Annotated in this window: 11 protein-coding genes; 10 read left to right on the forward strand and 1 reads right to left on the reverse strand. The window is 62.3% G+C overall.

Annotation, left to right across the window (positions count from 1 at the left end; all coding sequences use genetic code 11):
- The first annotated feature begins 18 nt into the window (after positions 1 to 18).
- From VGN12_06360 to VGN12_06400, 9 genes are all read left to right on the forward strand, one after another.
- The gene (locus VGN12_06360; protein HEY4309057.1) at positions 19 to 879 is read left to right on the forward strand and encodes a hypothetical protein; all 861 of its coding nucleotides are present in this window, start codon (positions 19 to 21) and stop codon (positions 877 to 879) included.
- Entirely contained in the window at positions 857 to 1,102 is a 246-nt protein-coding gene (locus VGN12_06365; GenBank protein HEY4309058.1) for a hypothetical protein, read from the forward strand. Before VGN12_06360 ends, VGN12_06365 begins: the two co-directional genes overlap by 23 nt.
- A gap of 112 nt (positions 1,103 to 1,214) precedes the next feature.
- Entirely contained in the window at positions 1,215 to 2,264 is a 1,050-nt protein-coding gene (locus VGN12_06370; GenBank protein ID HEY4309059.1) for a rod shape-determining protein, read from the forward strand.
- Positions 2,254 to 3,231, forward strand: coding sequence for a rod shape-determining protein MreC (locus VGN12_06375; GenBank protein HEY4309060.1), 978 nt, complete (start codon positions 2,254 to 2,256; stop codon positions 3,229 to 3,231). The genes VGN12_06370 and VGN12_06375 overlap by 11 nt, the downstream gene beginning before the upstream one ends.
- Before the next feature lie 249 nt (positions 3,232 to 3,480).
- Entirely contained in the window at positions 3,481 to 3,993 is a 513-nt protein-coding gene (mreD, locus tag VGN12_06380) for a rod shape-determining protein MreD (GenBank protein HEY4309061.1), read from the forward strand.
- A 38-nt stretch (positions 3,994 to 4,031) separates the two neighbouring features.
- Positions 4,032 to 6,284 (forward strand): penicillin-binding transpeptidase domain-containing protein, encoded by a 2,253-nt coding sequence (locus VGN12_06385; protein HEY4309062.1) that lies wholly within the window; start codon positions 4,032 to 4,034, stop codon positions 6,282 to 6,284.
- Between the two features lie 370 nt (positions 6,285 to 6,654).
- Positions 6,655 to 8,466, forward strand: a complete 1,812-nt coding sequence (gene typA / locus VGN12_06390; protein ID HEY4309063.1) for a translational GTPase TypA — start codon at positions 6,655 to 6,657, stop codon at positions 8,464 to 8,466.
- A gap of 272 nt (positions 8,467 to 8,738) precedes the next feature.
- Complete coding sequence (locus VGN12_06395) at positions 8,739 to 9,899, forward strand: glycosyltransferase (GenBank protein ID HEY4309064.1); 1,161 nt, start codon at positions 8,739 to 8,741, stop codon at positions 9,897 to 9,899.
- 22 nt (positions 9,900 to 9,921) lie between these two features.
- Positions 9,922 to 11,136 (forward strand): MFS transporter, encoded by a 1,215-nt coding sequence (locus VGN12_06400; protein ID HEY4309065.1) that lies wholly within the window; start codon positions 9,922 to 9,924, stop codon positions 11,134 to 11,136.
- Positions 11,137 to 11,486: 350 nt separating this feature from the next.
- On the opposite strand, the gene VGN12_06405 is transcribed toward VGN12_06400, so the two are convergent.
- Positions 11,487 to 11,945: an acyl-CoA thioesterase gene (locus VGN12_06405; protein ID HEY4309066.1), complete on the reverse strand. Its 459-nt coding sequence runs from the start codon at positions 11,943 to 11,945 to the stop codon at positions 11,487 to 11,489.
- 294 nt (positions 11,946 to 12,239) lie between these two features.
- Between VGN12_06405 and VGN12_06410 the strand changes: the two genes are divergently transcribed.
- Entirely contained in the window at positions 12,240 to 12,659 is a 420-nt protein-coding gene (locus VGN12_06410; GenBank protein HEY4309067.1) for an SRPBCC family protein, read from the forward strand.
- Positions 12,660 to 12,773 lie beyond the last annotated feature (114 nt).

Raw genomic sequence — 12,773 nt, forward strand, 5'->3', positions numbered from 1 at the left:
GGGTTAGAGGCTGCATCGATGAACCTCGTCGGGAAAATCTTCGTTGTGCTCATCCTACTGATGAGCTTCGTGTTCATGGGCTTCGCCGTGGCCGTTTATGCCACGCACCAGAACTGGGAACAGACCGTCAACCGTCAGAAAAAGGACGCGATTGGCGGGCTGCCCGTGGGTTTGCGCATTCAGCGTGACGAAGCGCGTGCCGAGCGCGATCGTCTGGCTGCTGAGAAGGCCGCCGTCGAAGAGCGCACCAAGACCGAACTCGCGGCGCGACAGTCCCGCTTGGCGCAGCTCGAGACCGAGGCCAAGGAATTGCGCACCGAGCACGAGGCATTGGTGAACGATCACGCCAAACTGGTTCAGACCGCCCGCGACGCCGTGGCCGCGATGGAAAGCACGCAGCAGACGTTGGCCGCGATGCGTAAAGAGATGGAAACGCTGCGCAGCGACATTCGCAACGCGCAAACCGAGCGAGACGACCAGTTCAAGAACTTCGTCAAGCTGACGGACGATTTCAACCAATCGCAGGGCGAGTTGAAGCGCCTACAAACGCAGACCATGACGCTGGCCGATCAGGTCACACGTTACGAAGCCACGGCGCGCCGCTTGAAGGTCGATCTCACCCTTCCGCCCGAGGCCGTCAAGCCGACGCTCGACGGACTGGTGGTGGCGGCGAATAAGGACGGATACGTCGAAATCTCGCTCGGCTCGGATGACGGGCTCGAGCGCGGCCATACGCTGGAAGTCTTCCGCGGCTCGCGCTACCTGGGCCGTATCGAAGTCTCTACGACTCAGCCCGATCGCGCTGTCGCCAAGATTCTGCCGCAGTTTCGCAAGGGCCCCATCGAGAAGGACGATCATGTCGCAACTCGGTTCAACTGATCGCGGGGCGGGCATTCCCGTTGCCAAGCCTCGACCCGATATCTACACCGTGCTGCTGGGCTTGTCGTTGACGGCGATCCTAATCGCCATCATCTGCCTGGTGCTCGAACTGGGGCGCTATGGTTGGGATTACAAGGCGGCCAGCGTACGGCTCTCGATGAACACCCCGGCCGGGCAGGCGCCCGCGGAATTGGTGCATAACAGGACAGCGCAACGGGTGTAGCTGAACCGCCGCGGTTGCTGCAAAAGTGCAGTTCGCCCGGTTCTCGACGACGCAACGGACTGCGGACGTTTAACCGATCGAAACGACGACTCTCGAAAGACGACAGGCAAGGATGCTTGAGCGATTCTTCGGCTTGCTAGGTTCCGACCTGGCTATTGATCTCGGCACGGCAAATACGCTCGTCGGCGTAGCGGGCGAAGGCGTAGTTCTCGACGAGCCCTCGGTCGTGGCCGTTGAGGAAGGAACCACGCGCGTCGTCGCCGGAGGGCGGGCTGTCGGCCATCTGGCCAAGCAGATGCTGGGTCGCACGCCGGGATCGATCAACGTGGTCAGGCCTCTCTCGGCCGGCGTGATTACCGACTTCGAACTGTGCGAAGCGATGCTCCGCTATTTCTTTCGCAAAGCGCAGCGCGGCGCCTGGTCGCGCGGACCGCGGGTGCTGGTCGCGGTGCCGGGCTCGATCACTCCCGTCGAAAAGCGCGCCGTCTACAACAGCGCCCATCGTGCCGGCGCCCGGCAGGTGTTCCTGGTCAGCGAAGCGATCGCGGCCGCGGTCGGCGCAGGACTGCCGATCACCGAACCTGTTGCCAGCATGATCTGCGACATCGGCGGTGGAACGACCGAGGTGGCCGTGCTGAGCTTGGGGGACGTCGTGGCCTCGACATCGGTTCGCGTCGGTGGCGATCGCATGGATCAGGCGATCATCGATTACCTGCGCCGGCGGCATAATTTGCGCATCGGCCTGGCCACGGCCGAGCAGTTGCGCATCGACATTGGTAGCGCCGCGCCACTGGCTAAAGAGCTTTCGACCGAAGTGCGCGGCGTCGACGCCACGACCGGTTTGCCCCGCCGGGCCGGACTGACGAGCGTCGAGCTGCGCGAGGCGCTGACCGCGCCGTTGGATGACATTCTCGACGCCATCAAGACCACGCTCGACGGCTGCAGCCCCGACCTGGCCGCGGATCTGGTCGATAACGGTATCACGGTTTGCGGCGGGGCCGCGCTGCTGCGGCAATTCGAAGCTTTGATCGCCGAGCGAATTGGCCTGCCAGCGCGCGTGCTGCCCGAAGCGCGCACGATTGTCGCTACCGGCATGCTCACGCTGCTGGAAGACCTGTCCGAGTGGCAGCGAATGCTGCAATCGAGTGACGATGATGTTTGAACAAACAGCCAAACGAACGATGTTCGCTCGTCCGCACATCATCCTGGCAGCCACTTTGTTGGCCGGGTTGCTCGTAGCGCTATTGCCACGTCGCGCCATTGAACCGCTGCGCCATTTGTATGGCCGGATGCTCGAGCCCGGCCACGTTCTGGCAGGGCAACTGGTCGCCCGTGGCGTTGAACTCGTCGAGCGCGCGAGCCACACCGCCGCCGCGGCCGAGGAAATCACGACGCTTACGGCGGCCGCGGAAAAACTGCGCGCACGTAAACGGGAGTTGGAAACCGCACTGGCCCTCTCCGTGGCGCAAAACTCACGCGCCGCCGCTGACAATCTGTCCGCTGCGCCGCCCTTGGTGTTGACCGAAGGTATTCTTGCCCGCGTGCTAGGCCGACGGGCGTGCGCTGTCCTGCCTAGCGCCGAAATCGTCGCCGTCGGTAGCGCCAGTGGCATTCGGAACGACGCGCTGGCGCTTGTCGAAAGCGAAGTCACGATCGACGCCGGACGAGATTCGCAGGTAGTCTCCGGCGATATGGCCCTCGCCGGCCGGCGCGTATACGGCAAAGTCGTCGAAGTCGGGCCGCACAGTTGCGTCATTCGCCGCGCGGACCAGGCGTCGTACCGTGACGTCGTGCAACTGGTCAGGCTCACAGATGGCAAGCCTCGATTCGGTCCGACGGGAATGCTCGAAGGGGCGGGGCAACGCAAATGCCGCGTTCGCATGATCAGCGCCGGCGAAGACATCGTACCAGGAGACATGGTATTCACGGCGCACGAGCAGGGGCTTACCACACAACCACTTTTGTATGGCACTGTCGTGCGATGCGATCGCGCGCACGGCGCGCCGCATTGGGACATCCAGGTCGAACTGGCCGACGAGCGCGAGCAGCTCAACCACCTAGTCGTGCTCCGCTCGACGCTGAATCCGGCACGTGTCGCGGCGATCTCCGAAACTACTGAAAGCCAGTGACGGCGACGATCAAACCGCTCTCCCTCTCGGAGAGGGCAGAGTGAGGGGCGAAATTGCAACGCCGGGGTTAGCAAAAGGCAAAAGCAACCACGAATGAAGCGAATGACATGAATAATAGACACGGCAATCATCGGTGCCCCGTCCACCGTCTTGATTCGTGTTATTCGTGGTGAATGACTTCCCCTTTTCCGTTGAAGAAGAGAACGCGGGGAAAGTCCTGCCTACCAATAATCCAGGAATGCAACAATCGTGATTGAACTCGTAGCAATCTTGCTGGCGACATATCTGGCTGCCGTGGCCGATGCGGCGATTGCGCCTGCGCTGACGATTTTTCATATCGCACCCACGTTTTTGCCTCTAGTAGCAATCTTCGCCACGGTGGCCGCCGCACCGTCGCCGTGGCGCGTCGTGCAGTTGGCTGCCGTTGGTTTGGCGTTCGATTTTAATGTGGGGGGGCATGCCGGTGTCGGCATGGCAAGTTTCGCGCTCGTGGCCTTCGTCGTTGAGCAGGCGCGCACCGTGCTGCGGCATTTGGAGCCCCTCGAACAGTCGCTCGCTTGTGCTCCTGTTGTGATAGCGACGCTTCTGCTTGTGGCGATCGGAAACGTTGCCTTCGGCGAAGCGGTCCCCGCCGCCGGACCCGCAGTCGCTGGCGCCATAGCCACCGGCGTCTACACGGCCGCAATCAGCTTGCCGTTCTGGATGATTGTCGGCTGGAGGCGAAAGTCGCGTCGACTTCGCCCGGCCGCGTCGCACCGCTAACGCCGATCAGCATCACCCGTTTTCAAGATCACTGCCCCATGCACCAGAACGTTCGTGGTACGACCGATTTGTCACGAGCACGGCCCTCATCGGCCGATGCGACCGCGGCGGATTCGTCGGCACGCATGCGGCACTTGTTGGTCTTCTTTGGCGTTGCGCTCGCGGTTGTGTTTGGGCGCGTGGTCCATTTAGAGTTGACGCAAGGGGCCGGTTTCCGCGCAGCGGCGGCGCGACCGCTCGAGAAGACTCGGCCGCTGGCGGGCACACGGGGTCGCATCCTGTCGCGGGATGGTGTCGTGCTGGCGGCCGACCGGCGCATCGCCTCGCTGGCGGTCCATTATCGATTGCTCGAAGATCCGCCGAACGCCCGCTGGCTGCGCCGGCAAGCGCGGGCGCGCGTCCGCGCCGACGATCCGCAACGAGCCGCGAAGCTGGCGACCGAGCAACTTTGGATGCGCGAATATCGTGATTCGCTCACCGATCGGCTGGCGCGCCTCTGCGGCCGACCGCTGGACGACCTGACGATCGAAGCGGCGAATATTTGCAAGCGCGTGCAAACAATCGCCGAAGCAGTGAATCGCGCCCGCGACGAGCGCGCACTCGCGCGCCTGACGGCAAATTCCCAAATAACTGCCACGTCGCCGACGGCGCCTGTCTGGCATAAGCTGCTGACCGAGGCCCCGGCCTGGTTGTTGGCGACCGACGATCCGCGTGTTGCACCGCGCATCATCGTGGCCGAAGAACTTGATTACCACGTGCTGGTGTCGGACGTACCGCTCGAGGTCATCGCCGAGGTGGAATCCCACCCCGAGCAATACCCTGGCATCCGCATTGTCGAGCAATCGTGCCGGCATTATCCGCGTGGCACGCTGGCGGCCAACGTCATTGGTCATATTGGCATGCCTGAGGAATCGGTTGTCGACGCCAAGGCAAATTCCTCCTACGCCGCGGCAACTGCGCCGCCCAATCCGCGGCGCGATGGAAATGGCACGACGAGTCTGGTCGGCCGGTTGGGTATCGAGCGCGGCTATCAGAACGATTTGCAGGGTCGCGACGGCGCGCTAGTCGAACTGACCGATCACGGTGGACGTTGGTTGTCGAGTATTCGCCAGGCCGAGCCCGTCGCCGGCGCGGATGTGGTTCTGACGCTCGACTCACGGTTGCAGTGTTTGGTCGAAGAGCGTTTGGATCGGGCCCTGGCGCTCGCGGATCGAGCTGATGCGGTTGTGAATTCCGCGGCCGGCGGTGCGGTTGTGATTCTCGACGCGCACTCGGGCGCGATCCTGGCCTCGGCCACGGCGCCGCGATTCAATCCGAATGTATTTGCCAGCCGCGATCCGGCCGAGATCGCGCGGTTGCTCTCGGACCCGGCCCATCCGCTTTACGATCGTGTATCGAAGATGGCGCTTCCGCCGGGCAGTGTGTTCAAGGTCGTCACAGCCTTGGCGCTTCTGGCCGACGCGGACTTCGATCCGCTTGCGACCTGCAATTGTCAGGGTTATCTATCGCGCCCGGATCGCGAGCGGTGCCAGATCTTTCGCCGTTACGGCATTGGGCATGGCGAGACCGACTTGGCCAGCGCACTGGCGCGCAGCTGCAACGTTTACTTCTTCGAGCAGTCGTCGCATCTTGGACCAACGCGACTGGCCGATATGGCCATGCGACTCGGCTTCGGGCGCTCAAGCGGCGTGGACCTGCCGGGCGAGGCAGCCGGATACGTTCCACAAGCACAACCGGTGACCGCAGATCAACCGGCCTGGACGCTAGCTGACGCGCAGGCTTTTGCCATTGGGCAGAGCCGGCTGACGGCGACGCCGCTGCAGGTCGCGCGACTGATGGCCGTGGTGGCAAATGGCGGCGCGATCGTCACGCCGCACTTGGCCGTCTCACAGGAATCCGAACGACGCGGCGAGGTGAAATCGATGGTTGATGGGGCTCGCAATGTGGTCGCGGGACTCAACCGGCAGCAGCTCGAGATCGTCCGGCGGGCCCTGGCTCGTGTTGTTGATGACCCGGAGGGAACGGCCTACGCGGCCCTTTCGGACGCGGGAGTTGCGGTGGCGGGCAAAACCGGCACGGCCGAAACCGGTCCGCGATCGGCGGATCACGCCTGGTTCGCCGGCTATGTCCCGGCCGACGCTCCGCGCGTGGCGTTTGCCGTGGCACTTGAACATCGCGGTTCGGCCGAGCGGGCCGCGGTGCTCGCCAAGGAACTGGTCCAGGGGCTCGAAGCTCTTGGGCTGCTAGCGGTTCCGGACACCGCGGAAATGGCCCAAATCGGTGAACCGTGAGCCGAACGAACCGCGTCGCGGTCCTGGTCCAACGAGTCGGTCTATCCGCCGCAAAGCTTTCCTGCTAAGATTCTTACATTCGGCCGTGGCCTCTGGGGGCAGCCTGACTTCGGTCAGAAGTAACACCCTGGGCGTGGCCGACTCGGAACGAGTCGATTCCGAAGGACAGCGATTCGCCGGCCGACACGACGTCGGGGCAGGTTGCTGACCGTGTTGCCTGGCGACTGCCATTAAATTCCTGGCCGGGCGACATTCCAAGAGGCGATTTGAGGCACGCCTGAATGCCTTTTGATGCCGTTCACCAGCCATACAGGGCGGTGTCCGGTCAGCCCCCGCTCTACACCCCGGCAACACCCGGCAAACGAGACCCATGCGACGCAACGACATTCGTAATATCGCCATCATCGCCCACGTCGACCACGGCAAGACGACGCTCGTCGATTGCCTGCTGCGTCAAAGCGGAGAGTTCCGCGCCAGCCAGTTGGTCGGGGAACGAATCCTCGATTCGAACGATCTGGAAAAAGAACGTGGCATCACGATTCTGGCCAAGAATATCGCGATTCCCTACGAGGGAACGAAGGTTAACCTGATCGACACGCCCGGTCACGCCGACTTCGGCGGTGAAGTCGAACGTGTACTACGGATGGCCGACGGTGCGCTGGTGCTGGTCGACGCCGCCGAAGGGCCAATGCCGCAAACGCGATTCGTGCTGTCGAAGGCGCTCGAGTTTCGCTTGAAGCCGCTAGTGATCATCAACAAGGTCGATCGCCCGGACGCTCGGCCGCGCGAAGTCGTGGACGAAACGTTCGAACTTTTTCTCGAGCTAGGTGCGGACGACGAGTTGGCCGATTTTCCGTACATTTTCACCAGCGCCCGCAACGGTTATGCCTCGCACGATCCGCAAGTGCGCGAGGGGACGATGAAGCCGCTGTTGGACATGGTGCTGGAGCACGTTCCCGGTCCCGAAATCGACGAAGCACCGCTGCAGATGTTGGTCACTACGCTCGACTGGTCCGAGTACGTCGGCCGAATCGCTGTGGGGCGCATTTACTCGGGACATATTCGGTGCGGCCAACAAGTCGCGCTGATGCAGGCCGACGATAATGTCGTGCAAGGCAAGGTCGTGGCTTTGCATGTCTTCAGCAACCTGGGACGTGTCGAAGTCGAGGAAGCGGGTGCCGGCGACATCGTGGCCGTGGTCGGTCTGGAGCAGGTCGAAATCGGCGACACGATCAGCGATCCCATCGAGCGCAACTCGCTGCCGCGCGTCGAAGTCGATCAGCCGACCCTGGAAATGATCTTCTCGGTCAACAGCTCGCCTTTGGCGGGGCGTGACGGGCGGTATCTAACCAGCCGGCACTTGCGCGATCGTCTGACGAAAGAACTGCAGCGCAACGTAGCTTTGCGTGTCCGCCAGGTGGAAGGAAGTGACGCATTCGCGGTCAGCGGACGCGGTCTGTTGCACCTGTCGGTGCTGATCGAGACCATGCGCCGCGAAGGTTTCGAAATGTCGATCGGTAAGCCGCGCGTCATCACCCGGCAGCGCAATGGCCAGACCGAAGAGCCGTACGAGACGCTGGTCGTAGAAGTTCCGCCCGATCGCCTAGGGCCCGTCATGGAGATGGTTGGCGCGCGGCGCGGACAGTTGATCGAAATGGGGACGCGTGGCGAGCTGTCGCACGTCACGTTCTCGATCCCGGCCCGCGGACTGATCGGCCTGCGAACGCGACTGCTGAATGCCACGCAGGGCACGGCCGTCATGCATCATCGCTTCGAGGCGTATCGCGCGATCTCGGGCGACGTACCAGGCCGGGCTAACGGCGTGCTGGTATCGATGTCGCCGGGCAAGGCCGTGGCCTTCGGACTCGACGGTCTGCAGGAACGGGCCGAAATGTTCATCGCTCCGGGCGAAGAAGTGTACGAGGGCATGATCGTCGGCGAGAACAGCCGCACCGGCGACATGCCGGTCAATCCGACGAAGGAAAAGAAGCTCACTAATATGCGTGCGTCGGGGAGCGATCGGAACATCATCCTCAAGCCGCCACGCGTCTTGTCGCTCGAAGAGGCGCTCGAATACATCGAGGACGACGAGCTCGTCGAAGTAACGCCTTCGATCATCCGCCTGCGCAAGTTGCTGCTGCTGGAAACCGATCGCCGCCGCGCCGCGCGTCAAAGAGCCTAGTGGCAGTGTTGAGTTCCCTGCAATTGATGCAGTGCTTATCGGCCAACGGCCGATAAGCATGTTCGCCGTCTCGTCCGTACAGTGCATGCGGAACGTAAGACATGCTTATTTGCTTGTGGCGAAAAAGCATGGCATCGGCACTGCATAGCAGATGCTGTGTGGCATCAACTCTTCTCGCGCGGCGCTCTGGCGGCTGTTTCCGCCCTTATACGGCGCCGTTACACTGACGCCGTTCGCGCAAGTGGCACATCCACCGGGCAGGAGACTCGTTCATGAAAACGCGCGTCGTGGTCTTATCCGCGTCGGTCGGCGCTGGTCATCTGCGCGCGGCCGAAGCGGTCGAGCTGGCACTGAAGCAAATCGCGCCCGACATCGAGGTGCAAAATCGCGACGTGCTCGACTTTACCAATGCCGTGTTTCGTCGGATGTACAGCAATGCCTACCTTGACTTGGTGAACTACTTTCCGCACTTCGTCGGTTATTTCTATGACTGGCTGGAAGGGGATGGTGAGGTGCGGCCCCGAACGCGCGATCGATTGCGGCAGGCGGTGCAGAAATTGAACCTGCGCGCTTTCGAGCGGTTCTTGCAGGACGAACAGTGGAGCCTGGTGATCAACACCCACTTCCTGCCCGCCGAATTGATTTCGACCCTGCGCACAAGCGGCAAGCTGAACCAACCGCAGGTCACGGTATGTACTGATTTCGACACGCATCGTTTGTGGGTCAATCAGCCCACGGATCGATACTTCTGCGCCACGGACGAAGGTTCGCTGCACCTGCAGCACTACGGTGTGCCGGCCGCGGACATCGACGTCACGGGGATTCCGATTCATCCGGTATTCGCCGAACCTGCAGATCGAGCCCGGTGTCTGGCGCAGCAGGGGCTCGTGGGCGACCGGCCGATCTTGCTGCAACTGTGCGGCGGCTTCGGCGTCGGTCCGGTCGAAGCCGTTTTTCGCAGCCTGCTGGCCGTGGAGAAACCGGCCGAGGTGGTGGTCGTCTGCGGGCGTAACGCCGAATTGAAGGAAACTCTGGAAAAGATTGAGCCCTCGGCGCGTCACCGCGTGAAGATCCTGGGGCTGACGCGCGAGATCGATCAATTAATGGCGTGCGCAGATCTGGTCGTTACGAAGCCGGGTGGGCTGACGACCTCGGAGTGTCTGGCACGGGGATTGCCCATGGTGATCGTGAATCCAATTCCCGGCCAGGAGAGTCGCAACAGCGACTTTTTGCTTGAAAGCGGTGCAGGTGTGAAGGTGAATCACGTCTGCACGCTGACGGCGAAGCTCAACGAACTTTTGCACGACACGGACCGGCTCGCCCGGCTGCGCGCCGCGGCGAAGTCGCTTGGGCATCCGGCCGCCGCGTTCGAGGTTGCCCGCCGCAGCCTGGCCGTGATCGGCGTCCGGTCGGCAACTCCGGCACATTGTTGAGCGAGCTTGAGGCTGTGTATTTGTGAGCAATACCACGGACCACGATACGCCGCCGCCAGCACCAGGCCAGAAGCTGCCCGCCAACGTCAAGCTGTTGGGCGTGACTAGCCTGGTGAATGACATTGCCAGCGAGATGATCTATCCGCTGCTCCCCGATTTGTTGCGCGGCATCATGGCCGCCAGCTACGAGCAAGTGGCGCTGGCGATCGGTGTGATCGAGGGGATCGCCGAGGCAATATCGAGCATCTTGAAGCTGTTCGCCGGCAGTTGGTCGGACCGCACCGGCCGGCGCAAGGGTTGGATCGTTACTGGCTATGCGATGGCTGCCGCGTCCCGGCCGCTGTTGGGATTGGCCGTGCTTCCCTGGCAAGTGTTGGCCTGCCGGGTCGGCGACCGCTTCGGCAAGGGAATTCGCACGAGCGCCCGCGACGCCGTGATTGCCGAAAGCACGCCCCCCGCGACGCGCGGTTGGGCCTTTGGCTTTCATCGCGCGATGGATCACTTGGGGGCCGCGATCGGACCTGTGCTGGCCACGCTGTTTCTGTGGCAATGGCCCGAACATTTGCAGACGCTGTTTCTGCTGACGATCATACCTGGCATCGTGGTCGTGGCGATCTTGATCTTCGGTCTGCGCGAACCGCCGCGCGGCGACACGGCCGCGCAACCTTTTGTGTGGTCGCTCGCGCCGCTCAGTGGAAATTTTCGACTGTATCTCGTCTCACTATTTGCTTTCACGCTGGGCAACTCGAGCGATTTGTTTCTGCTGTCGCGCAGCGGACAGCTCGGCGTGCGCGAAGAGCTGCTGCCGATTATGTGGTTCACGTTTCACGTGGCCAAAAGCGCCGGCAACTTGATCGTGGGGCGGCTGGTCGAGCGCTTGGGCGCGCGCCGCTTGATCGTCGCCGGTTGGGTCGCCTACGCTGCCGTGTATTTAGGCTTTGCGCTGGCCAGCGAGGCGTGGCACGCGTGGGCGCTCTTCATGTCGTACGCTGTCTTCTACGCGCTGACCGAACCGCCTGAGAAAACGCTCGTCGCGCAGCTCGTGCCGGGGGAGCGCAAGGGGCTGGCCTATGGCTGGTACAACTTCGCCATCGGCATCGCTGCGCTGCCGGCCAGCGTGCTGTTTGGGTATCTGTACAAAGATTTCGGCGCCTTGACCGCCTTCAGCACCGGCGCCGGTCTGGCGCTAGTGGCGGCTGTCTTACTGCTGGGAGTAAAGACTCCGGCCGTGGCGTAGCGACCCGCTGAAAGAACTTTGGCAACCGAGATCACCGAGGGCGCAGAGACGAAGAAGTCGGCGGACGGCAGACGGCAGCTTCTGCAGTTTCTTGTAGGGTGTGTCTTCTACATACCATCTCCTGATTCCTGGCTTTTAGTTTGCGCAATCTGCAGATAAACAAAAGAAGGTGCGTCACGGACGCACCCTACTTCGGGCAGGAGACCCTCGCTGGCGCTTCGGGCTAGTGTGTTTGCCCCCCGCGTGAATCGCCAATCGACAAAGCCCTCCTCGCTCATCACATCGCACTCAGCGCCCCACGCGTTCCCTGTTCATCACCTTGCCTTCTGTATTCCCTGACTGCTCTATGCCTACTTCTTTTCCTCCGTGCCTCTGCGGCTGCGTGGTGATTCCTCTACATCTCGGACGATCTCGAACGCGCCGGCCACTTCGGGCGGAATGCGGGCCAGCGAGAAGCCGGCGAACTTGACGAACGCCCATTCCGTGGCGGCCGTGGCCAGCACGACGTCGTCCTTGCGGCGGATGATTTTGTAGCGTCGCATGCACGACAACCGGCGGAAATCGGACACCCAGGTGCGCACCACGACTTCGTCCCCCTCGAAGGCCGATTGCAAATACTTGATCTCGTGCGACCGCACGACAAAGCCGGCGCCGAGCTTTTCGTACGCCTCGGTGGGCCAACCTTGCGCGGCCGAATGCGCGATCGCCGCGGCCAGCGCCCAGCGCAAATATTCCAGGTTGTTCACGTGCCCCAGCCGATCGATATGCTCGGGCGTGACGGTCAGATGATGTTCGAAGATGGCGGGCATCGGGACCCCGTCGCAGGGGAATGGTGTGTGCCGGGACATTGGTTTTAGCGGACACGCCGCCCCACGGCGAGGTCGATCGCGGACAACGATGTCGAGGGCACACCCTGGTCAGGGCCGAAAGGAGTTCAGGTGCCCAGGGCCTGGACGCTGTCGGCGTTTATACCAGCGGCGGCAAGGCGAACGTAATTCTGGAAGTCATCCATTATCATTACCGTAATCGAAAGATCGGTCGTGCAAGATCGCGGCTGTCTTCGAGCACGGCGCTGTTAACGAAATCTCGATGGACCACACGACATGCATCTCGAACATTCCCTCGTGATCCCCGCGCGGCCGGAAGTGGTTTGGGCTGTGACAATCGACATCGAGCGCTGGCCCGAATGGACGCCGACCATGGAACGAATCGAGCGTCTGGACACGGGACCGTTTCGCGTTGGTAGCCAGGCGAGGATCAAGCAGCCGCAATTCAAAGAGGCCGTATGGACCGTCACGACGCTTGAGCCGGGGCGCGGCTTCACGTGGGCAACGCGCACCGGCGGACTGACGATGGTCGCTTCGCACGAAGTCGTGCCGAGCCCCGGCGGATGTACGAGCATTTTGCAGCTCGATGTCACCGGCTTAGTCGCATTGTTGCTCGCGCCCCTGGTGCGCCGTGGTGCGGCCCAAGCGATGGCCACCGAAAATATCTGTCTAGAGCCGGTTTCAAAACTGTGTTGAAGTAAACTTGCGCCCTGTAGGGACTTCGGTTAAGACGGTGATCGAAAGGAGACTTTCGATGGCCAAGCGACACGATGTCGAAGTCAGCGATGAGCAGTGGGAGAAAATCAAGCC

The organism is Pirellulales bacterium (genome assembly GCA_036499395.1).
Lineage (GTDB): Bacteria > Planctomycetota > Planctomycetia > Pirellulales > JACPPG01 > JACPPG01.

Excerpts from the sequence above, each read along its gene's own strand:
- VGN12_06360 (HEY4309057.1), top strand. The coding sequence starts at position 19 with ATGAACCTCGTCGGGAAAATCTTCGTTGTGCTCATCCTACTGATGAGC.
- VGN12_06365 (HEY4309058.1), top strand. The coding sequence starts at position 857 with ATGTCGCAACTCGGTTCAACTGATCGCGGGGCGGGCATTCCCGTTGCC.
- VGN12_06370 (HEY4309059.1), top strand. The coding sequence starts at position 1,215 with ATGCTTGAGCGATTCTTCGGCTTGCTAGGTTCCGACCTGGCTATTGAT.
- VGN12_06375 (HEY4309060.1), top strand. The coding sequence starts at position 2,254 with ATGATGTTTGAACAAACAGCCAAACGAACGATGTTCGCTCGTCCGCAC.
- VGN12_06385 (HEY4309062.1), top strand. The coding sequence starts at position 4,032 with ATGCACCAGAACGTTCGTGGTACGACCGATTTGTCACGAGCACGGCCC.
- typA (HEY4309063.1), top strand. The coding sequence starts at position 6,655 with ATGCGACGCAACGACATTCGTAATATCGCCATCATCGCCCACGTCGAC.
- VGN12_06395 (HEY4309064.1), top strand. The coding sequence starts at position 8,739 with ATGAAAACGCGCGTCGTGGTCTTATCCGCGTCGGTCGGCGCTGGTCAT.
- VGN12_06405 (HEY4309066.1), bottom strand. The coding sequence starts at position 11,945 with ATGCCCGCCATCTTCGAACATCATCTGACCGTCACGCCCGAGCATATC.
- VGN12_06410 (HEY4309067.1), top strand. The coding sequence starts at position 12,240 with ATGCATCTCGAACATTCCCTCGTGATCCCCGCGCGGCCGGAAGTGGTT.